At 41.5% G+C, this 21333-nt stretch carries 22 protein-coding genes; 12 read left to right on the forward strand and 10 right to left on the reverse strand.

Annotation, left to right across the window (positions count from 1 at the left end):
• Positions 1–3: 3 nt before the first annotated feature.
• The 3 genes from AVL57_RS20425 to AVL57_RS20435 are packed head-to-tail and all read right to left on the reverse strand — an operon-like array spanning position 4 to position 3051.
• Positions 4–417 (reverse strand): ion channel, encoded by a 414-nt coding sequence (locus AVL57_RS20425; protein WP_061093729.1) that lies wholly within the window; start codon positions 415–417, stop codon positions 4–6.
• Between the two features lie 21 nt (positions 418–438).
• A complete protein-coding gene (locus tag AVL57_RS20430; RefSeq protein ID WP_061093730.1) occupies positions 439–1203 on the reverse strand; it encodes a copper resistance protein B in 765 nt (254 codons plus the stop codon).
• A gap of 9 nt (positions 1204–1212) precedes the next feature.
• Positions 1213–3051 (reverse strand): copper resistance system multicopper oxidase, encoded by a 1839-nt coding sequence (locus AVL57_RS20435; protein WP_061093731.1) that lies wholly within the window; start codon positions 3049–3051, stop codon positions 1213–1215.
• A gap of 212 nt (positions 3052–3263) precedes the next feature.
• Between AVL57_RS20435 and AVL57_RS20440 the strand changes: the two genes are divergently transcribed.
• The 4 genes from AVL57_RS20440 to AVL57_RS20460 all read left to right on the forward strand — a co-directional run bounded on the left by AVL57_RS20440 (position 3264) and on the right by AVL57_RS20460 (position 7187).
• Entirely contained in the window at positions 3264–3719 is a 456-nt protein-coding gene (locus AVL57_RS20440) for a hypothetical protein (protein WP_061093732.1), read from the forward strand.
• Positions 3720–3782: 63 nt separating this feature from the next.
• Positions 3783–5093: an APC family permease gene (locus AVL57_RS20445; protein ID WP_061093733.1), complete on the forward strand. Its 1311-nt coding sequence runs from the start codon at positions 3783–3785 to the stop codon at positions 5091–5093.
• A 193-nt stretch (positions 5094–5286) separates the two neighbouring features.
• On the forward strand, positions 5287–6525 hold the full coding sequence (locus tag AVL57_RS20450) for a tyrosine-type recombinase/integrase (RefSeq protein WP_061093734.1): 1239 nt from the start codon (positions 5287–5289) through the stop codon (positions 6523–6525).
• Positions 6526–6755: 230 nt separating this feature from the next.
• On the forward strand, positions 6756–7187 hold the full coding sequence (locus tag AVL57_RS20460; protein WP_156454885.1) for a hypothetical protein: 432 nt from the start codon (positions 6756–6758) through the stop codon (positions 7185–7187).
• Positions 7188–7269: 82 nt separating this feature from the next.
• Here AVL57_RS20460 and AVL57_RS20465 read toward each other — a convergent pair whose 3' ends face one another.
• Positions 7270–7956: a PAS domain-containing protein gene (locus AVL57_RS20465; RefSeq protein ID WP_061093737.1), complete on the reverse strand. Its 687-nt coding sequence runs from the start codon at positions 7954–7956 to the stop codon at positions 7270–7272.
• A gap of 201 nt (positions 7957–8157) precedes the next feature.
• On the opposite strand from AVL57_RS20465, the gene AVL57_RS20470 reads away from it, so the two are divergent.
• Positions 8158–8430, forward strand: a complete 273-nt coding sequence (locus AVL57_RS20470; protein ID WP_061093738.1) for an HU family DNA-binding protein — start codon at positions 8158–8160, stop codon at positions 8428–8430.
• Positions 8431–9092: 662 nt separating this feature from the next.
• Entirely contained in the window at positions 9093–9326 is a 234-nt protein-coding gene (locus AVL57_RS20475; protein WP_061093739.1) for a hypothetical protein, read from the forward strand.
• A gap of 70 nt (positions 9327–9396) precedes the next feature.
• Here AVL57_RS20475 and AVL57_RS20480 read toward each other — a convergent pair whose 3' ends face one another.
• The 3 genes from AVL57_RS20480 to AVL57_RS20490 all read right to left on the reverse strand — a co-directional run bounded on the left by AVL57_RS20480 (position 9397) and on the right by AVL57_RS20490 (position 12126).
• Positions 9397–10122: a hypothetical protein gene (locus tag AVL57_RS20480; protein WP_312038630.1), complete on the reverse strand. Its 726-nt coding sequence runs from the start codon at positions 10120–10122 to the stop codon at positions 9397–9399.
• Positions 10106–10732, reverse strand: coding sequence for a hypothetical protein (locus tag AVL57_RS20485; protein WP_061093741.1), 627 nt, complete (start codon positions 10730–10732; stop codon positions 10106–10108). The genes AVL57_RS20480 and AVL57_RS20485 overlap by 17 nt, the downstream gene beginning before the upstream one ends.
• Positions 10733–10989: 257 nt before the next feature.
• A complete protein-coding gene (locus AVL57_RS20490) occupies positions 10990–12126 on the reverse strand; it encodes an ISAs1 family transposase (RefSeq protein WP_057792844.1) in 1137 nt (378 codons plus the stop codon).
• Between the two features lie 147 nt (positions 12127–12273).
• Between AVL57_RS20490 and AVL57_RS20495 the strand changes: the two genes are divergently transcribed.
• Together AVL57_RS20495 and AVL57_RS21140 are read left to right on the forward strand one after the other, a co-directional pair.
• The gene (locus tag AVL57_RS20495) at positions 12274–15258 is read left to right on the forward strand and encodes a Tn3-like element ISKox2 family transposase (RefSeq protein WP_008126957.1); all 2985 of its coding nucleotides are present in this window, start codon (positions 12274–12276) and stop codon (positions 15256–15258) included.
• Positions 15259–15370: 112 nt separating this feature from the next.
• Complete coding sequence (locus AVL57_RS21140) at positions 15371–15523, forward strand: DUF4113 domain-containing protein (protein WP_082759616.1); 153 nt, start codon at positions 15371–15373, stop codon at positions 15521–15523.
• Positions 15524–15665: 142 nt separating this feature from the next.
• Here the strand turns inward: AVL57_RS21140 and AVL57_RS20500 are convergent, their stop codons facing one another.
• Complete coding sequence (locus AVL57_RS20500) at positions 15666–16451, reverse strand: hypothetical protein (RefSeq protein WP_061093742.1); 786 nt, start codon at positions 16449–16451, stop codon at positions 15666–15668.
• A gap of 222 nt (positions 16452–16673) precedes the next feature.
• On the opposite strand from AVL57_RS20500, the gene AVL57_RS20505 reads away from it, so the two are divergent.
• Together AVL57_RS20505 and AVL57_RS21270 are read left to right on the forward strand one after the other, a co-directional pair.
• Positions 16674–17063, forward strand: a complete 390-nt coding sequence (locus AVL57_RS20505) for a hypothetical protein (protein WP_156454887.1) — start codon at positions 16674–16676, stop codon at positions 17061–17063.
• A 575-nt stretch (positions 17064–17638) separates the two neighbouring features.
• Positions 17639–17800: a hypothetical protein gene (locus AVL57_RS21270; protein ID WP_156454888.1), complete on the forward strand. Its 162-nt coding sequence runs from the start codon at positions 17639–17641 to the stop codon at positions 17798–17800.
• A 76-nt stretch (positions 17801–17876) separates the two neighbouring features.
• On the opposite strand, the gene AVL57_RS20510 is transcribed toward AVL57_RS21270, so the two are convergent.
• Entirely contained in the window at positions 17877–18548 is a 672-nt protein-coding gene (locus tag AVL57_RS20510; RefSeq protein WP_061093744.1) for a hypothetical protein, read from the reverse strand.
• A gap of 3 nt (positions 18549–18551) precedes the next feature.
• Positions 18552–18833, reverse strand: coding sequence for a helix-turn-helix domain-containing protein (locus AVL57_RS20515; RefSeq protein ID WP_061093745.1), 282 nt, complete (start codon positions 18831–18833; stop codon positions 18552–18554).
• A 238-nt stretch (positions 18834–19071) separates the two neighbouring features.
• Between AVL57_RS20515 and AVL57_RS20520 the strand changes: the two genes are divergently transcribed.
• Positions 19072–19947: a DNA replication terminus site-binding protein gene (locus AVL57_RS20520; protein ID WP_061093746.1), complete on the forward strand. Its 876-nt coding sequence runs from the start codon at positions 19072–19074 to the stop codon at positions 19945–19947.
• Between the two features lie 248 nt (positions 19948–20195).
• Positions 20196–21158 carry a DNA/RNA non-specific endonuclease gene (locus AVL57_RS20525; protein ID WP_082759619.1) on the forward strand — a complete coding sequence of 321 codons (963 nt, stop codon included), beginning with the start codon at positions 20196–20198 and terminating at the stop codon, positions 21156–21158.
• The last annotated feature ends 175 nt before the right edge of the window (positions 21159–21333 follow it).

Consider the following 21333-nt stretch of genomic DNA (forward strand, 5'->3'; position numbering starts at 1 on the left):
TTATTACTTATTCATTGTTTTAAAAATTAATGATGCAGAACAGCTTACAAGCAAGAAACCTGTCATGGCTTCAATTCCTGCAAGAAGATATAGATGCCGTAATGGCTCAATTGGAGCCATTCCCAGTGTGGTGAGGTTGATTAGCGAGAAATAAAAAATGTCGACAAAGGTGGCAACAGCTTCTCCATCAAAACCACCTAGCCCGAGCGTAATGGAAACTTTAAAGCTAATAGCAAACCACAGCGCCGCAGTTAACTGACTAATAGTTATACCGTAAACAACGCCTAGTAGAGTTAAAAACGGCGATAGTCTTGTGTTATTTATCCACGCTCTAAGTCGCTGCAGAAAAAAGTAGTGGCTGCCCGTAGCTAAACCGATAGTTACAAAAGCAATTAAAAGCTGAAGTATAACTTCCATTTTATTATCTTCTCTATCCTCTTAAAACCAAAACCGCGCACCCAGAACTAGTCCAGTTTCGCTTATCGGTTCACCGGCGAGCTCAGCAACATCGGCGGTGTTGCCCAACGATTTGCTCCAATACATACCCACATAAGGGGCAAATTCACGTGAAAACTCATAACGGTAGCGAAGCCCTAATCGAATTGAATTGAAGCCAGATTGGCGATCAAACCTTTCAGATTCCGACAGTGATGCGCTAATTGCTAAACGAGGCTGAAGATATGAGGTTTGTGTGACTCTTATTTCATATTCTGCTTCCATTGCAAAACTGATGTCGCCATCTTCATTTATCATTAACGAGTTATCCATTTCAAATTGGTAGGGTGCCAAGCCGTAAAGGCTTATTACCGCATAATTTTCCATATTAGATTCACTTGATAATGTTCCTCGAGTTCCTAATCCTGCTTGCAACTCCCAGTAGGGCGCAATTAATTTACTAGCGAGTATCTCTGCTCGTTCAATGTCTGTTGGCTCACCATCATTTTGTTTGTTTTCACCTTCACTTTTGAAATAAAGGCGATACGTGTCACCCCCGTACCAACCAACCATATCCCATACCCCAATATTTTCATCTTCATCGGTGCGGGTATATTCGAAGCGGTCAAACAGTATCGTACCAGTGTAATAATCAACGACAGGTTCAGGCCAATCAGATGGCGATGCTTCTTGTGCATGTGCACTCGAAAGTAGGGTTCCCATGCTAGCAGCTACAAGAGATAAAATAATGGTATTTACATTCTTCATAGTCATCTCCTAAGATACCGACACAATTCTGAACATACCTGCATCCATGTGATACAGCAGATGGCAATGGAATGCCCAATTTCCGGGTGCATCTGCGCTAATGAGTAGCGATACTTTTTCACTGGGCTTTAAGCTGATGGTGTGTTTTCTTGGCGGTGGATAATTGCCATTCTCCAGCTCCATCCACATACCGTGTAAATGGATAGGATGATTCATCATAGAGTCATTCACCAAAATAAGCCGTATTCGTTCACCATATCTAAAGTGCACAGGCTCTTTCACTTCGCTAAATTTAAGACCATCGAACGACCACATGTAACGCTCCATGTTGCCGGTTAAATGCAGCTCAATAGTCTGAGTTGGTTCGCGCTCATCTGGCCATGGTTCAGCACCTACTAAATCGCTATATAATAAAACTTTATGCTGAACGTCTTCTAATCCAATGCCAGGCTCATCTAAACGGCTAGTCGGATTGCTTGCAATCATTGATGCCCCAACGCCATGACCCGATGCATCGTGTTTGATGTCAATGCTGTCTATGGGCAGTGGTTTTTTACTTTGCGGCATATTCATCATTTCTGAATCGCCCATGCCATTCATTTTTGACATGTCTGTATGCTTGCTCATGGATTTTGTTGAGCCGTTCTCATCCATATTCGGCATACTATCCATAGAAGACATATCTCCCATTCCCATCGCTGCCATTCCGCGCTCTGGCATTTGGCGAAGTTCAGGAACAGATGCTTGAACGCCCAAATCAGTCGCTAATGTACCGCGAACATAACCACTTCTATCCATACTTTCAGCATAAAGCGTGTAGGTTGTGGCTCCTTTGGGTCTCACAATTACGTCGTAGGTTTCAGCAACCGCAATGCGAATTTCTTCGACAGTAACCGGTTTTACTGGCTGTCCGTCTGCAGCAACGACAACCATCTCTAATCCCGGGATCCTGAAATCGAAGTAGGTCATAGCGGAACCGTTAATTAATCTTAGCCGCACGCTTTCGTTGGGTTTGTACAAAGCCGTCCAGTTTGTTGAGGCGTCACGCCCGTTCATAAGGTAAGTGTACGTTGAGGCGGTAACGTCTAAAATATCTCGCGGGTTCATGCGCATCTCAGCCCACATCGCTCTCTCTTTTAGCGTATTTATGAAGCCTCTTTTTTTGATGTCGTTTACGGTGTCCTCAATGGTTCTTTGTTGATAGTTGTAATAACCTTCACCTACTTTTAAGTGTCTGAATACATCATGCGGGTTTTCGAATGTCCAATCGCTTAGCAAAATCACGTGCTCTCTGTCGGCACCAATGTCACCATCTTTCGGATCTATAATGACTGGCCCCAAATGGCCGAGTTGCTCTTGCAAGCCTGAGTGGCTGTGATACCAATACGTGCCATTTTGCTCAACATCAAATTGGTATCGAAACGTTGAGTTTGGCGCTATCCCAGGAAATGCGACTCCCGGCACACCGTCCATCGTGTAAGGTAAAATAAAGCCATGCCAATGTATGGACGTGCTATCGTTGAGTTGATTAGCCACATTAATGGTGACATTTTGACCCTCTTTTAAACGTAGTAGTGGACCCGGTGATGTTCCGTTTATAGTAATAGGCTGTGAAGTACCGCCTGCAATATGTTTAACTTGTTTTGCAATCGTTAAATCGATGACCTCGCCACTAACGACGCTGTTACCAAAATTCATTGCCAAGTTATGTTCATCAATGCTTTGTTTAGTATAGCCCTGAGGCATGGCCCATGGCGCTGACATTCGACTAGTTAATGCTAAACCGCCAGCGGTGTACACGGCATTTCTTAGAAATGTGCGCCGCTGATTTTGTTTTGTGTTATTCATTTACAACCTCACATTAATATCTACCGGACTTATATCTAACTTTTACACTATCGTAAATCCCGCTAAATAAAAGAGAAACACCCAATAAAAGCCGCTATCTGACAAAGGTGTAATGCAACGGTAATCTGCCTGTTATGAAGTTTGTATCTGTATCGTTTAAATTAATATGGCTGGCAGAATCAATAGTTAGCTTTCAGAACTAAAGGATATTTATGAAGATAGAAAGTATGCGCGACATACTGCACTGGACTATAAAATTCCATGAACAATTGGCGACATGTCTGAAACATTGCGCGCCGAGTCACTCAGAGCGAACACAAATGGCAATGCAATACTTGCTTGCTCACGAACAGCATCTTGCTGCTTTGGTTAAAGCGTTTTCCGATAAAGCTAAGTTTAGTGAATTGGAAACCTTGTTTATAGAATATTTGGAGAAAAACCCAATTTTCCTGCACGACGATTGTGACGGTGATTTTGAGAATAAAACGGAATCTGAAATTGTTGCGAACGTGCTTAACCAGCATCAACAGGTAATAGCCCTATACTCATACTTAAAAGAGCAGGCCATTATTCCTCATCATATAGAGCTTCTAAGCAACTTATTGAAGCTTGAAAATCAAGAAATAATATTAATGGCACAAGGCTTGAATCGTTTTCAAGATATGTAGCGTCGCTTTACAGACAAATGATGTCTCGTACTCCGTACAACATGATAATCAAGGAAGTTAATAATGGCCGAACACGAACATTCAAATTATGACAAAGGCAGTTTAAGCTTAGCCGGCGCAATAGCAATGGGTACTGGCGTAATGATAGGCGCGGGCATTTTCGCACTGACCGGGCAAGTAGCTGAGCTAGCTCGCGAGTGGTTCCCCTTTGCTTTTTTGGCTGCTGCCATCATATCTTCAGCGAGCGCGTATTCCTACGTTAAGCTATCTAACGCTTTCCCTTCGGCAGGCGGTATTGCTATGTTTTTAGAAAAAGCGTACGGGAAGGGCACAATAACCGCATGTTGTGCCTTATTGATGTACTTTTCTATGGTTATTAATCAAAGTTTAGTTGCGCGAACCTTTGGCAACTATGCTCTGCAACCTTTTGACATCGAGCCAGAGAGATGGATGGTACCTGCTCTTGGTGTTGCTTTACTAATTGCCGCGTTCTTGATTAATGTACTTGGAAACAAAATTATTCAGACGACGTCTTTTATCATGGGAATAGCCAAAGCATTGGGGTTGCTGGTGTTAGCGGGCGGGGGTATTTACGTTGCTGATGCGGGTTTTACTAGCACTTTTATTGTGCCTGCTGATACGAGCGTTAGTAACTTTATAGGCTCCGTGGCGTTGGCTATTTTGGCCTTCAAAGGCTTCACTACTATTACTAATAGTGGAGGCGAGATTGTTGATCCAAAGAAAAATGTGGGTCGAGCCATTATCATTTCAATATTTATCTGCTTTATAATCTACATGTTGGTAGCAGTAGCGGTTGGAACTAATTTATCGATAGATGAAATTGTGGTGGCAAAAGACTACGCGCTAGCCGAAGCGTCGAAACCAGCATTCGGAAGAAGCGGGCTGTGGATCACGGTAGGCTTTGCTATTGTTGCGACGGTATCAGGTGTGATTGCAAGTGTGTTTGCCGTTTCACGCATGTTAGCGATGTTGACTGAGATGAAACTAGTCCCGCACAGTCACTTTGGCATGCCAGGCAGCGTGCAACAACACACAGTTGTATACACTGTGGTGATCGCCATGTTACTAACAATTTTCTTTGATTTGAGCCGGATTGCATCGTTAGGCGCAATCTTTTATTTGCTCATGGATATAGCAATACATTGGGGCGTGTTTAAGCACTTGCGTAAAGAAGTTAACGCAAGTGCTGTTATCGTGCAAAGTGCAATAGCATTGGATATTGTGGTGCTAGGGGCATTTATTTGGATAAAGGCATCCTCTGATATATTGGTGATCTGGGCTGCGATAATTGGCTTAGTGCTCATTGTAGGAGCTGAGAAGTTATATTTAAGCAAGTTTCGAACAGATTCATAATTTCAGATCATGCTCATTAATAAAGAACATCAAGATTAAAAAGTACTGGAATAGAATGTGTAATTAAAACTGATTTTCCAGGGGGGTAGTTGTACTCCTGATATGTATCCCTATGTCTAATACTATTCAGTATTAGACATAGGGTAAAGAGTAAGTTATATTGTTACTATGTTAATCGACAAACCTAAACGTTTTGGCCACGACTAAACCCACACCTTTGTTTCCAACCTATGCTGAACTGATTGAGCTGAGTCTTAATGACTATCCGCAGCTGTCTGCCTATCTAGATAATCAACCTGCATGGATGAAGCAACATTGGGAATGGGCAAAGGATTACCTACTGTATATCGGCCGCAACAAATCTGAGCATACTTACGTGCGTTTTCGAAACGACATCGAAAAGTTTTTGCTCTGGGTATTTATGGTTGATAAACAGCCTGTCGACGATTTACGCAAAGCTGATATTTTGAGTTACATTGATTTTTGTGTTGCGCCGCCGATTAAATGGATCAGCACTCAGCTACATGACAGATTTAGTTTAAACAACGGTTATTTTGCTTCAAACCTCAAATGGACACCATTCAGGCTGACCCCACCAAAATATGACAAAGAACGAGTCCTTGACCCAAAAAAATACAAACCGTCCCTGCAGACCTTAGAATCTACGTTTGTTGCACTCAGCTCTTTTTACCGACACCTGATTGATGAGGAAATTTGCTTCGGTAATCCCATTCCTCTCGCCAAGCGTGATTGCAAGCATATGATAAAAGATAGCCAAATAAAAACTGTCAGTCGGCTAACAGAGCACCAGTGGCAATATCTGATCGATACCGCAGTTGAGTTAGCGGATAAAGACGCACTATTCGAACGAAATTTGTTTATTGTATCTACAATGAAAACGCTGTTTCTTAGGCTTTCTGAGCTTTCTGATAGGCAAGATTGGACACCCGTAATGAGTCATTTTTGGACTGATGAAGATAATAATTGGTGGTTTAAAGTATACGGTAAAGGTAAGAAAATACGCGATATTACCGTACCGCAGGGTTATTTAAGTTACTTAAAACGCTATCGTGAGTGGCGCGGCCTATCGCCGCTGCCATCAAAGGGTGAGCAAACCATATTAGTAGAGAAAATAAGAGGTCGTGGCGGGCTAACAAGTCGCCAGATAAGTAGGCTCATTCAACAAGTATTTGATGCGGCATATGAAAAAATGAAAAGAGAACAAGGTCTAGACCCGGCTCAAAAATTAAATGAAGCTACAACACACTATTTACGCCATACGGGTGCAAGCATGGAAATTGAGCGTGATAGACCTCTCAAGGATCTGTCAGAAGACCTAGGCCATGCTAGTAGTGCCACCACCGATACAGTATATGTCCAAGTTGAGCGAAAAAAACGTGCTACATCTGGTAAAGATAGAAAAGTCGAGTAGCTAATGGGAACCAATACATGTTACATGTGCGACGCTTTGGCAACAACGAAAGAGCATATACCCCCAAAAGCCTTATTTCCCAAACAAAAAGATTTGCTCAGGGAATTCAGTCTACGCAAAGAACTAATAACGGTACCATCTTGTGAGGAACACAATAATAATAAAAGTAAAGACGATGAGTATTTTGTCTATCTACTTGCTTCCATGGCAACGACATAAAGGAACAACTGTTGAACACGAAGATTATGCGGGCAATTGAAAGGCGTCATGGCACGTATTCGAATTTTTTGGATAATTATCAACGTGTAATGCTGAAACATCCAGATGGAAAAGTAGAACATACTGCCGCGTATTCAATCGACTTAAAACGTTTTGATAGCGTGTTGTCACATATAGCACGCGGATTATATTACCATCACACTCAAACTAAATGGGAAGGCGCAGCTCTTGTAATGAGCAATGAATTACGCGATCTAAGCTCTAAAAATTCTGAAGAAATTAATACACTTGCTGATGATACTATTGAGCGAGTAAGTGCATTTTTATTTGATACAGAAAGTTATGGTCAAAATCCAGAAGTGTTCTCTTATAAAATTCATGATAGTAGACCCAAGGGCTTCGTAATTCTACTCGGCGATAACTGTAGCGGTAACGCTAGCTGAAAAATAGTAAATTTAACTATTTTCTTTATATAAATTAAGCGCTTAGGTGAAGTTATCGAAAATCAGTGACCTAAACGGTAGTTCAGCCAATAATGTATTCTGGTTTTTCGCTATTGGAAGAATAGTAGGGGCTACACTGAATATCTAAGGTGATGTGCTCACCAAATTTTGTTCGTGCTGTCAGTTCTAGGTCAAAGGTTCTGCAGCGTTCAACATGCTGACGAATATCATGGAATAAAATAGGATTGTCTTGCTCATGGATAAGGTAGTCAGTAGGGTGTGAACCCAGTAATTCTTCCTCTGAATAGCCCACTAAATGCTGAAACTGAGTATTAGTTTGTATTATCTGTAACTCAGTAGACAACACCAATATAGCTTGCCCAATTTGATCAATGGTATTTGATAACAAGTTGCGCTCACTCAATGTTTGAAGCTCTTGAGTGATATCTCGCATGAAAACTACATAGTGATTCTGGTCACCAGTCGCCACATATGAAATAGAGAGCCTTAAGGCTTCAATATGCGGGAGTGGGTTAAATAAAGTAGTAGTAAAGATTTCATTATGACTCGATGCCAAGTCATTCGGGGTAAGACCGAATAATGTGGTAATTTTACTGCCGACTACCGTATCTACGTTCTCGTTTAACAGTTCAATGGCACCTGTATTTGCAAAGGAAACGACACTATTAACATCTACTATGAATATAGGTAGTGCCGAGTGCCCCAACGCCTGATTCACTAAATCTTTGCACTCATTATTTATGTTCATCACTTCTACTACCTAGCTTTCAAATACTGACCAATTTTGCTTGCCAGAAGCAAACGCACATTAGACCAAAGTATAGTTTTGCATAAGTATTGGCATTATATTTCCGGATATGGTGACGTTCTCTTTTGAAATGTGCTTAAGATTCGGTATAGCATAAGAAGTGATTAGCTTTCACTCAATGTATAAAGGAACTCAGAACCTATGAATAAGAAAGATTTAGTAGCAAAAATAGCAAAAGATTCAGACGTAACACTTCGTGACGCGACAAAAATGCTCGACTCGTTTTGCGCTGCAGTTGGTGAGACTACTAAGACCGGCGAGTCTGTTGCACTGGTTGGTTTCGGTACATTTTCTCTTACTGAGCGTAGTGAACGCAAAGGAAGAAACCCACAGACGGGTGAAGAAATCACGATTGCCGCAAGCAAATCAGTTACCTTTAAAGCAGGTAAGGCGTTAAAAGAAGCAGTAAGTTAATTATTCAGATTAGTCGGCAACATACAGAAAATACCGCCATTAGGCGGTATTTTCTTTTATAGAAATTCATCCTTTCAGTATTCAAATTCACCATTTTTACTTTTTTATGCCGCTGTTTTAAAGGCGATTTTTCGACGTCACTGGCATTACATTTCGGTGAACTACTAAGTCTTCTTATTCGAAGATGAGATGGCGATTGTATCTCGGGCGCACCCTCTATTAAAGAACGCACTAAATATTGCTAACAACTGATAATGAAAAGCGGGTGTAACTTGCAACCGGAGAAAAACGCCCCTTTTAGCAGTAGCAAAATTATGGCTCGTGGAGTAAGCAACTCCCATAAATATGTTTCAGTTCAAAATAACGGCGAATAAGGTTTATGTAAACGCACTGTAAATTTGATTGAAAACAAATCAATTTATGAGTAAAAAACATTCAGGCCAATGAGCCTTGTATCAAAATAGGGAAATCAAAATGATAAAAATACTAACTGTTATCTTTTAGCTTGTTATTTGTGACTGGCGCTTACGGAGAAGATTTGTACACTGAATGCAGCTATTGCGACTCGTCGGATAGAGTCTCGCTAGCTAAATCAACAGCTGTAAATGAAGGTAGTTAATGGGGCTATAACTTTGACTTGCACCAGAACCTAAGGAAATAAAATGGATTATATTAGTATAGACATGGGGTTTGTGTGGCTTTTTACACTTGCTGTAGCAATTATTCCAGCGGTACTAGGAGCTTTTCTCGCAAGGAAAGATGGCCGGCGAGCCTTTCTGTTCACATTGACTATATTCCTGTTAGGAATGGTTACCTGGATAGGTGGCTGGTTACTACTTATCCTGAAGCGAAATTCCAAGGAAAATATTGAATTAAATAGTCTCAATATTCAATAGAAATTTTATTCTCTACAATAAAGTAAAAATTCACGCATGATAATTACACTTATCATGCGTGAATAAATAATTAATTAAATCTCATCTGCATGTTAGTCAAAATAAAAACATGGCCAATTGACATTAGTTTCCTATTCTCATTATTTAAATTCATATCACCACTACATCGGATGTAATGCGGCCTATATTTGACCTGTACTATCATTGAATTAGGGAAATTATCACGAATTGAATCCACTTTTTGCATAAATAGTCGATCGCGACTCTCAACTCTATTCTTATTGCATGTCACATTTACTGCGACCATTGGTATTAGCTTATTATTTGCACGAATGTTATTTTTCGTTTCTGTTGGGGAATTGAATAGCAGTTCTTCCATATCTATATCGAGTAGTTGCTTCGTTGCTATGTCTAACGCATTCTCTATTTTATTGTTGTTTCTGTTGGTGGCACTGCTTCTTACAGCCTTGCACTCAATAAAAGTTGCGTGCCTCTTACTGAATAAACCTATATCAATGCGACCCTTTGACCCCTTATCACTTCTTGTAGCGGTCATTTCGGATACTGGCCAAAAAACGGCCTTCTCATTCCGGTGCAGATTATAGGCGGCTTGCATGATGAGTGGCGTTAGTGATATTTCCTTTGCTGCGGTTGGCAAGCACAGTTCTGGCACGATGGGAACAGATTCTCTGTATTCGCATATTTGTCGGCATATTTCATCCATTAGGTCACGAAGTGAAGCTAATGTGTTATTGGGTGCAAAAATGCTCCATGTGTTATCAATAATCACCATCATTACCTTTTGTTATTAATTTCACTACGTCATTATACAAATCAGACTGACTGAGCGCTTCTTTGCGCGGATTACCGGTTCTCTTCTTCGATTGTTTTGCTGATCGCCACCCTTCATTGAAGGCCATTTCGATAATGAGCGACAAGCGCTCCCTGTCGTAATTCTTAAGACGCTTCGCAAAATTTTCAGTCATCACCTCAGTGCCACTGAAACTATTTTCAGCTAACTGTGCTTTAGCTTGATTGACATCATGTTCATAGTCGCGATAGTCCGGTGACAGTAAAAAATCTATGGTTTCTTCTAACGTTTCCGCACCAACTAAATTTTTGAATTTCTCTAGCATAATTAAGTAATTTTCTTTTAGCTGGATATTTTTAATTCCAGTTTTCTGCCTATGTTTATGCGCTCGGAATCTATTTTGTAAGCTTTTAATGGCGTCTTGATTAATATATTTACGTAAGCTGATATACGTATTTTTTGGAATTGATTTATCTATTTCAATATCAGATGAATTTAACTTTTCGCCATCAATGAAATCATTTTCAGTTAAACCATTTAAAAACTTATCTAGATTTTTAAAAAGGTAATCTTGCCAAATCTTATCTTCTTTCACTGCCCTACCCCTTAAAGCGTTACTTATAACGCTTTATAACACGGCGGTAACTACCCTGCAAAAGCAATTTATTTTAAGCGTTATATGTAACGCAATACTTGCAAAGTAAGCAAAGGGATTTTATTATTATAGATAATTACACTTATCTATAATAATGTAGCGTTTATGGTGGGGTTCTAGGGATTTTCCCCTCTAAAGTAACATAAATCGCCATACTCACCATATTTAAAGGCATACAAAGGTGGGTTACTTCACGGCTAGCGCATTTTAATTCCAGACTCCAACAGGGTTGAGCGATAATCATCGTCTAACCCTGCCATTTTCTTTTTCCTCGCGATGCTAGCTGATTTTGTATCATCTCGTTTAAGTAAAGCCATGGCAATTTTCCGCATCACATTAAATACCAGTGGGCCTTGTTGTTTCCGTATTCTCGATTCATCTTCTCTGAAAGTCATATCTAACATCCAGTGCATACTTTCAACCTGCCAATGACTTCGTACTGCATTGAGCGCTTGCGCTGCATTTAGGGCTAATGAACTGATATACCAACGTGTTTCTATCGTATCTGTACCCGTTGATTTATCATGAACTTGCGATGTAACCTTAATAACACTCTGCAAGCCTGACCATCTGTAAGGTTTAGCGAGCCAGTCTTTGTTTATCAATAACTGTTGGCAAGTCCTTGTTTCAATACGTCCATGTCCAGCGTTTATTTCAATGTGCTCATCCATGTTATTTTCATCAAAACCTTCTCGTTGACTTTTATGCCACCAAGCTTCTAATTCATCCTGCATGCCTGAGTGATTACCTTTGAGTGCGAAAATATAATCAGCTTTTTGTTTGACGATTTGTTTTGCGATGCTTTGCTGGCATCCCATTGCATCAAGCGTAATGATGCTGTTTTCAATATCTAACATCGCGAGTAACTCAGGTATTGCCGTTATTTCATTGGTTTTATTATCAACAGCGGTTTGCCCTAGCACTAATTGGTGCTGGCAACTCCATGCACTCACGGTATGTAATGCCGTTTTTCGGTCTTGTGTGGTAAATGAGCGTCGTGCAGTCTTTCCATCAATGGCAATAATATCAGCGCCTGTCGTTTCTATCAGAGATGAAATCCAAGACTGAAAGGCTTTTTCTATTTCATTTGATTTTAATCGACAAATAACACGGGCGATGGTGTCATGCTTTGGTATACCTGCTGGGAAAGTACCGTATTTTTTTAGCCAATCAAGCTTAAGGTGACCAAAGTCCTCAATATCCTCCCATCCCTCGGCCCCAGAGAGTACTGCACAGATAGCGAGTAGAAGAATATCGATGAGTTGATGTTTTTTACAACGTTCAATACGAGGATCTGTAATTGAATTAAAATGTGCCAGAAAAGTCGTGCTCATTGTCATTTACCAAGGAAACTATTATTCCTTGATCTGATCATGAGTTATTAAAAAAGTTCAATTTATAATGATCTTGCCGTGTGGGTTACTTCTCCAAAGTATGGCAAATTATGAGGTTAACAACCCCTTAAACTTAATTTAATTCCTATGGCTATAAAAAACGAACTATCAATTCTTACCAAAGCTGAGCAGCTTGATCTATATTCTCCGCCGCTATTATCACTTGAACAACAACGATTGTATTTTACGCCAAACGAGATCGAGTTAACAGAGTTGAAAAGTATTCGCCTAAGGAACCACCGATGCTATTTCATTGCGTTATTAGGGTATTTTAAGTCTAAGCCTGTGATTCTTTCACCTAGCTTTAACCTCATCTTTGACGATATGCAGTTTATTTCAACGCAAGTTCAAGGAGGCAAAGGGATCAGGCCTTTCAGCATTAATAAGATGCAGCGTGACCGTATATATCAAAGAATACTGAGGTTATTAAACTATCAGAAATGGGACGAAAGTCTGCACTTTGCGCCGCTGTACGAACATCTTGTTATGGTCGGCAAAGCTTGGCTTGAGCCTCGTTATCTATTCGATGCAGCCGCTGAATATCTAGCAACGCATAGAATTGCCATCCCTAAATATACTGTCTTACAAAAGCTTATCAGTCGTGTTATCCAACAGGTCAAGAAGGCGTTAAATAATAAGCTTCGTATTCATGTTTCATCTGAACTACACGGATTTCTAAATACTATTATCGATGACAAAGATGGGCTCTCCTTAAGCCAGCTTCGAGCCGGTGCAAAAAGCGTTATGGTGACAGAGCTAAAAAAAGAACTGACGGTGTATCATCAGTTACAGCCTTATACAAGACAGATTGATAATGCTGTTAAGGGCTTAGCCTTATCGTCTAAAAACCAACAACACTTCGGTGAAATGGTGGATTATTATGGCAGTAAACTAAAACGCTTTAAGCGTCCACAGCAACACCTATGGTTGCTGTGTTTTCTGACTCAACGCATACGGCAAAGCCTAGAGCGATTGGCTGATGGGTTTATTCATCATATCCGTAAACAACAAGAAGCTGCGCATGCGTTTGCCCAACAGGCAGTGTTTGACTCATGGAGGTCAGCTGCAGACAATGTCACCAAAGCCGCAGAATTACTGCATCTGTTTGTTGATGACAGTATCGACGATAATCAACCATTTGCAACGGTTAGGCAACAAGCATTAAGTGTAATGAATAACCAAGATATAGAAACGCTATGCCTGTACTTAAAAAAGCAAAAACGCACGGTAGAAGAATATCAATGGCAATATTATGATGATCAAAACGGGTTAATTGAGCAGTTATTAAGGCCCGTGTTTCTATGTCTTGAATGCCAAGCAGGTAAAGGCTCAGAAGCATTAGTGACCCAGCTCAAAACCACAAAAACAGAACTATTAGCAGGTAATACATTGCAAACAATGGATAGTACACTTATCCAACAAAAACATCGTCCATGGTTAATTAACAAGGATGTTGTTCATCCACAGCGATACGAATGGTTGCTTTACCGTCAACTGGCTTCTCGGCTTAATGGTCGAATTTACTTATCAAACGTCACTAAATATCGTGCGCTAGAAGACGACTTAATTGCATCGTCAATACAGCCTGATCTATTGGCATCATCAACATTGGAAAAGCTAAAGCAGCCGATTCAGAAGCTACTGCAAGTAAAACAAATACGCTTAACAACATCCCTAGAAGATGTTGCTCGTCACATTGATAATGGTGATAACCGCAATGTGATCATGAAGAGCCGAAGTGGCACACGATGGCGACTGCCAGTTAAAGGCTCCCAATCACTTGTCAACAACCCTTTCTTTAAACAAATGATCCCCGTCAGTATTGCTGATGTGTTGCGTTATGTTGAACAAGAAACCAACTTTATGCAATGCTTCGCACACGTGCTGCCAATACAAAAACAAGTAGGCGCCAATCAGGATGATTTATTGGCTATTCTAATTGCGAATGCGACACATCGCGGCGTATATGGGATGGCACAAATATCTGATCGCAGTTATGAGCATCTAAGCACTATACAAGCTAATTATATTAGGCCTGAAACCTTGCAAGAGGCTAGTGATATCATCAATAACGCAGTAGCGGCACTCCCTATTTTCCGCCACTATCACATCCAAGAAGACGTCCTGCACGCCAGTACCGATGGGCAAAAATTTGAAACTCACCTTGAGACTTTTAAAACTCGCTACTCCTCGAAATACTTCGGCACCAACAAAGGTATTACGGCCATGACGTTAGTTGCCAATCATAGTGCGTTAAATGCCCGTATCATAGGATCTAATGAGCATGAGTCCCATTATATTTACGACTTACTACAATCTAATACTAGTGATCTTAAGCCAGATGTCCTCTCAACCGACACCCATGGTGTTAATCATGTTAATTATGCCTTATTGGATTTATGCGGTTATAGTTTTGCGCCTAGGTATGCTCAGTTCACCAGTGTGATCAATGACCTATTTAACGTAACTGAAAGCGACGACGGAAACACGCATCTGGCGCTGAAAAAGCCGATAAAAATGAATGTGATTGAAGAAGGCTGGCAGGATATTCAGCGTATTGTGTTATCCCTTCAAGAAAAACGCACAACACAGGCATTGCTAGTACGCAAATTATCTGGTTATCCATCTAGACACCCTATATTACAAGCATTAACGGAATATAATAGGCTCATCAAAGCCCAATATTTACTTGATTATATTGATGATGCAAGTCTGCGCCAATATGTTCAACGAGCACTGAACCGAGGCGAAGCCTGGCATTTCCTCAGGCGAGCTATTGCATCGGTCAATCGTGACCAGTTCCGTGGAAAAAACGAATCAGAAATAGTCGTCTGGAACGAGTGTGCCCGTTTGACGGCAAATGCTATTATCTACTTTAACTCGATGATCCTAAGTCATCTATTACTGCACTTTGAAGAAGTTGGTGACGAGGAAAAAGCAGCAATAACTCGACAAGTATCACCCGTTGCATGGCAGAACATTAATCTGAGCGGCACTTATCAGTTCGCTAGTAACCGCAAACTACCTGATTTACAGGAAATAACTAGGCCTATTGTTGAAAATGAAGTCTAAAATGAAAGGTAACCCAGCTCCACAAGCCATTAACTGCGAGGGTTGTGGCGATTTATGTTACTTTAGAGGGGAAAATCCCTAGAACCCCCCTGTGGTGGACAACCCCAATCTCATGCATGTGTTAGATGCGGTTAATACCCGTTATGGGAAGAGCACCATGCAAATGGCATCAAAGGGTTTTAGTAAAAAGCACGAAATGCGACGTGAATATATTACTAAACGAGCTACTACCCGCTGGAGCGATATACCGGTGATAAAATGCTAAAGCACTTATGCGTCAGGTGGGGGGCCGGTATATATGATGGCGACACCGTCTTGTGCTCTTATTTTAGTGGGCTTAACCCAATGAAGCTGAAAGTAATACCAAGCCCGCTAGCGTTGCTGCGTGTAGGTTAGCCATTAGCAGGTTAAGTTATGGTGTTAAAGGGGCGTATACACGTCTCTACCCTAAAGTCAGGTGTGGGGAACGTGCATGGGCGCCACGCCACATCATCGGGTCTTTTCAAAAGGCTGATGGCCGCAATATCTGGTGAGCAAATAGACTGTGCAACCTGCTTAGGCGGCTTGCAGATAAGTTGGGTAAAGCCATGGTAGTTAATCTCATGCTCTAAAGCACGGTAATCGCTAGTACTGGCCATGCAAAGATTAATATGGCTATAGATGAGTGTGTCCAGCGCTTTTTTAAGCCGTTTATGCGAGCTATCAAAGTGTGGCAAGCCATGTATAACAAGAACCACCTGCTCTGCGATTGACGTTGTAGGTAATTGCCTAAGCAACGTTTCTGCGAGGTATTCAAAACACGCGGTTTGTTCGGAAACCTCACCACTATCGGGTGACCAATAAATCAATTGCTGTTTTGATGTGATCCCGTTGAGTCTCACATTTGCGGCGCAGTGAGTACCGCTGTTTGCATAAAATGCCCGTTTATTGGGTAAAAGCGTGGCGAGGGTACCGGTATCAATCAACGCTTGCTGACAGGCTGAGAAATCAAAGACAATCACTGAACGTGTACTTTTCAGCGCACTGGTTATTGCATTATGGGTTTGGCCCCACACCATGACTGGACTTTGACCGCCAATAAAGAGGCGATTAGTCGCCGTGGTCGGGGCTTCAAATTGCCATCGCTGCTCAAAGGTTTTCTTAGACTCGTCATTTTCACCGTAAATAATAAAAGGGGGTGTTGTATCATTCATTGTCGTCACCGGTTCATCACCTCTCGCTCAGGGGAGCTGACAGAGTAACGAGGGGGTATTTTTACGCGAATTTACACCTTCAAGCAGAATGAAAACCCGCAAGCATGCCCCTAAATCGATGATTTATCTTAAAATTAAATAATTCGGCGCTTTTTTGCGGCCTAAAATTGATGTGATACGCTTGATGGTAATTTTTATGACGGAGTGAGGGATATTATGCCCATGAAAAAACACACTCGCCGTGTATTCTCATTGAGAAAGGCGGTGATGATAATGCTTTTTAGCGTGCCTATTGTGGCGTTTGGGTACTTTATGGCAAGCCATATCGAAGATGAAGTACGTTTTCATCAAACCAAGGCGCAATTAGAGGATATGGCGCTGGTGGACGATAGTGATGAAGTGCAGTTCTTTTCGGCGTATGTGAGGGATTGCTATAACCAACCAGGGGATGATTTTGCGCTTGAGGGATGTGTGGCTAAGTATGTTGATGAAAATCCGCATCAGTTGGGCTACCAAAGGCTGGAAAAGATGACAGATAAGCTGAATTTTAGTGTGTTGTCGCATCGCTTTAACCATAACAAGTTTACTTTTGACCCCACTAAACGTAACTAAGTGGTGGTAGGCGTCAAATAAAGAACGCCGGCTAACCTTACCCTCCCAATAATCCCTCGCGGGCGCGCGAGGGAAACAAACTTAAGAAAATCTGACACCCCGAGCAATGACTTTCCGGATATAAAGAAATTAAAAGGGATAAGGGGTATTATTTTACGGCACCATACCCTTAATCTAAAACCCAACAAGGCATGGGTGTATCCAACTACGGACAGGAGGAAAGCTCAGTGACTCCCCTCTCTACCATCCGAACAAAACCCACCTTTCTAAACATCGCCTTTTATTGACCTAAAGCAAAGTATAAATGTCCGTGAAACACTACGCTATGCGCCTGAGAAGTCCACCCCACTCAACTCGCCACAATCTTCTTGGGTGGCCGCGCGCGCCCGAAGCGGAGCTTCGGAAAGGTTTGGCAGGAAAGACTAGGGGGATGGTGCCGTAATATAGGTGGGTTTAGCGCTAAATATCTATTAGGTTTTGTGTGGTTTTTGTGCAATAGTAAGTTTAGCGTCAATAAATTCTTCTGGCATATGAGTTGCTCATATAAAATTTTGACACATATTGGTACCCGAAATATGAAGCGTAAAAGTACTGTCTTATTAATCTCAATCACTGTAACCACGTTAGTAGTACCGTTTGCATCCCATTCCCAGCCTAAACAGACTACGCAGCCTGCGGTGAAAAAAGAGATACGCAGTATCGGTGGTGTTATTCGCCCTGTCATGCTTAGAATTTAATGCTAGAAAGGCGGATATAAAAAGGGTGCGCAACGCACACCCAGTAAGAAAGAATAAAGCAGTGAAAGAATTTCTGCTATTTCATCGGCGGGTAACTTTTCTGCGTAGGCCCCAATCCCACTACATCGGGTGCATACCGGTCAATTAACGTGTGAACGATAAGCCCAACCATTAATAAACCATCTGTGACTAATGCAATGTTATCCGCAACTCGCCCGTAATCAATATACTCCCCTGATTGAATATAGGGGGAAAACATCTCATTAATAGGCACGCCATTTAATGCGAAAGGGATAATGATACAAAGGCCGATTAATAATTTTATAATAGCCCACAATTTCAGGTAATAGTGGTACATGAGTGTCATGTTCGTTTCTCGCACTGGCAACGTGGTACCAAATATCGCATTTACCTTCATGGCGCAAAGATGTCGATAGCTGAAGAGCTTATATAAGGCATAACCCATCCAAACATTTACTGTAACCCTGATATAACCCGATTCAGGTAATACCATGTCCAGTAAGAATGCGCTGCCATGTACAAGAATAGAGATGAACCCAATACTGATGATGAAATATCGGTTCGCTCTGCCTTTGCAAGCCACACCTGCGAACACATACGTAGCGGCGTTGATTAATGACGATAACGTGGCCACATCCGTCGGGAACGGACCATTAGCCGACAGTGAGACGAGGTAATAGAAGGTAAATAGAAAAGAAAAAAGAAACGTATCTCTCAACCACACCATAGATTAACTGGCTTTTTGAAAGATTTTGGTGATCATGGAAGTCATGGCGCCAACAATGTCTTCAATAGTGAATTTTTCTTCCAGGATGAGTCCTTGCTTAAGCAATTCGCGACGAAAAACAGCTGAATAGCGCTGAAACTTTTCAATGGTCAACGTGGATTTACCCCGCTCAATTCTCCCATAAGTTTCAATCGATACCCCGATATAGTTTGACATTTCCTCTTGAGATAACCCGTATGCAAGCCGCATCTCTCGAAGCATTTCCCCACAATGTGTTGGTTCCATCACTTACCCCCTACGAAACCCAAAATTTGCAATGAACCTGTTTAATGGCTCAGCTTGTTTTTATTAAGAAGCTAACGTTCTTTTTTCAAGAGTATAAAGAACAGCCATCCGACCAGTGCAGCATTTACGAATCCTTTAATAATCATTACATTAGGCGAATTTATGACCATCATTTTTTTTGTAGCTGTGCCCACCTTATTGTATAATAACTGTACTTTTATACAGTCGAGCTTTATCGATGAAATTGCACCGCTATTATTTGGAAGAAATCAAAAAGGCCATTGCCCCGCTACAGGCTGTAATTCGTGAACATGCCATCATTGACCAATCCATCATGTTCGTGTTGCCTCGCATCGATAAAAAACAGGAAGAAGCACTCATTCAAGAAGACTACGATGAAATCTTAGTCACCCCCTTGTATGGCCGAGATGCGGTTAATTATGCGCTCCAAGCTATTGAAGACATGTATGTATTGGACAACAATATCAGTCGACGTTTTGTTCAGAAGTACCCTGGACTCATTCCCCTTCACTGCTCCCTCGATACGGTATTACCCAAAGTCGAAGCGCTCAATCATGCAAAGGCAGCGTTTAAAGCGGAAGTTCAAAAGATTGGGGATGAAGAAGAGAAGTTTAGGGAATTACACCGTAACGATAATGTGGGCTTTATCACGTCGATGGCTTATCGAAAGGTATATCTCTTTGAGGGTGACTATAAGGCTTTTTACTTTAACTGGTCGCGCCGCTCACGGACAAAAACACAAAGTAAGCAAGACTGGTTAAATGATATCAATGCAGCTCGCCATACTGTACCGGCATTCACCGACAAGCACACATGGAATGCTTTAATCGATAAAGAAGTGAATGATGTTCAGCGCTGTTCGGCGGAAAAACTGGTGAGTCGACGCCCGATAAAGTTAAGACCTGAATGTACGTGGCGACGCATGGATGACAAGATGCAAACCGACAGTGCCGGCCTTCCTTTCTTACTTTGTGGAACTTCTCTTTTGCCTAAAGTGACATTGCTAGGTAACTACACCCGTAAACCGGCAGTAAGCAAAGCTAAGCTGAATGAGTTAGTGGTACCGAGGTTAAACTTAACCATTAAAGCTTAGTATCTGCTAAGGGGGTTACGTTACTTCATCTCGACGGTCAGTTGTGTTTGCATACTGGTAACCTGAATTAGGCATCCTTACTCTGAGAAGAATTTCGTAGCTTGCGAGCATGGCAATACCCTACAAATTACGCTTTTTCAGCGTCAAATAACGTGCGGCCTATTTTTGCAATTATCGTTAAAGGAATTAATGTAACAGACGCTATACACACCTCAAATTCGAAACCAAGTCTACCATTATAAGGCAGTATGATGACTTCAAAACCTTTGGCCGTTGGGCTAGCACTCACTCTTGTATTATTTTCCTCTGCGTCATTCGCGGGCTCTCGTAATTGCACAAAAACCGAAAAGCTTGAAGGTAATCAATATTTATTGGCCATAGAAAGCGATACAGCGTTGCGTGAGCAAATTATCAATGAACACTTGCCATTCGGTGTGCCTTCTTCACTCGTCCCTTCACCAACCGAAGAATTACTCGTTAATGGTGGCTATGTGATGATGTATGATCATGATTTGCGTACCTCGCTATGGTCAGCCTACCATCTTACCGCCACCGACCGAGCTGGCGCTTCAGGAAAAGACAGGGTGAATTGTTTTCGGTCAGATCCTCGCATCGAAAAGAACGCCACCCGCTTATCTGATTATAAAGAACCCATCTATGACCAAGGCCACCTTACCCCAGACGCGTCATTAAAAGATGAGTTCTTAGAGCAAATTAACAGTTACGTGCTTTCTAACATGTCTCCACAGCATTGTGCCCTCAATCGCGGGGTTTGGCTTTCATTGGAAGGGCTAATACGTCAATGGGCATACACTTATCAAAGTATCTACATTATCTCAGGTGCAATATTTGATGCCGACGACGATGGCATACGAGATATAGATGAAGAAACCACAAAAATGGTCAGTAATAACGGTAAAACCAATGTTTCTGTGCCAAGCGATTATTATAAAGTGGTCATGCGTGAAAATACTGACGGTACCTTTTCCAGTATCGTATTTGTGTTGCCTAATAATAACCAAAAACACGGGGCAAAGTGGGCTGAAGCTAAAGGCTATGTCCTATCAACGGTAGAAACCTTAGCCACATTAGAAGATAAAGCTGATATTCACTTATTACCTAGTGTGGACCGCGCTAATTTCCATGACTCGGTAATTGCTGAGTGGGATTTTCAGAAAGGAGCGAGAAATATGGAATATAGCTGCAAATAAGACTTTCAGCTTTATCAAACAACGCGAACTCTTCTGATACATGCCATGACTTCGTTCGGAGCATGGCGCTCATACCTTCTTAAGGCCTCTATTACCAAACCTGCTAAATGAAATTGTATGTTAACGATACCGTTTATCATAATTTGTTTTGGATATGGGTGGATGGCAGAGTTGC

It is taken from the genome of Alteromonas stellipolaris (assembly GCF_001562115.1).
Taxonomy (GTDB): domain Bacteria; phylum Pseudomonadota; class Gammaproteobacteria; order Enterobacterales; family Alteromonadaceae; genus Alteromonas; species Alteromonas stellipolaris.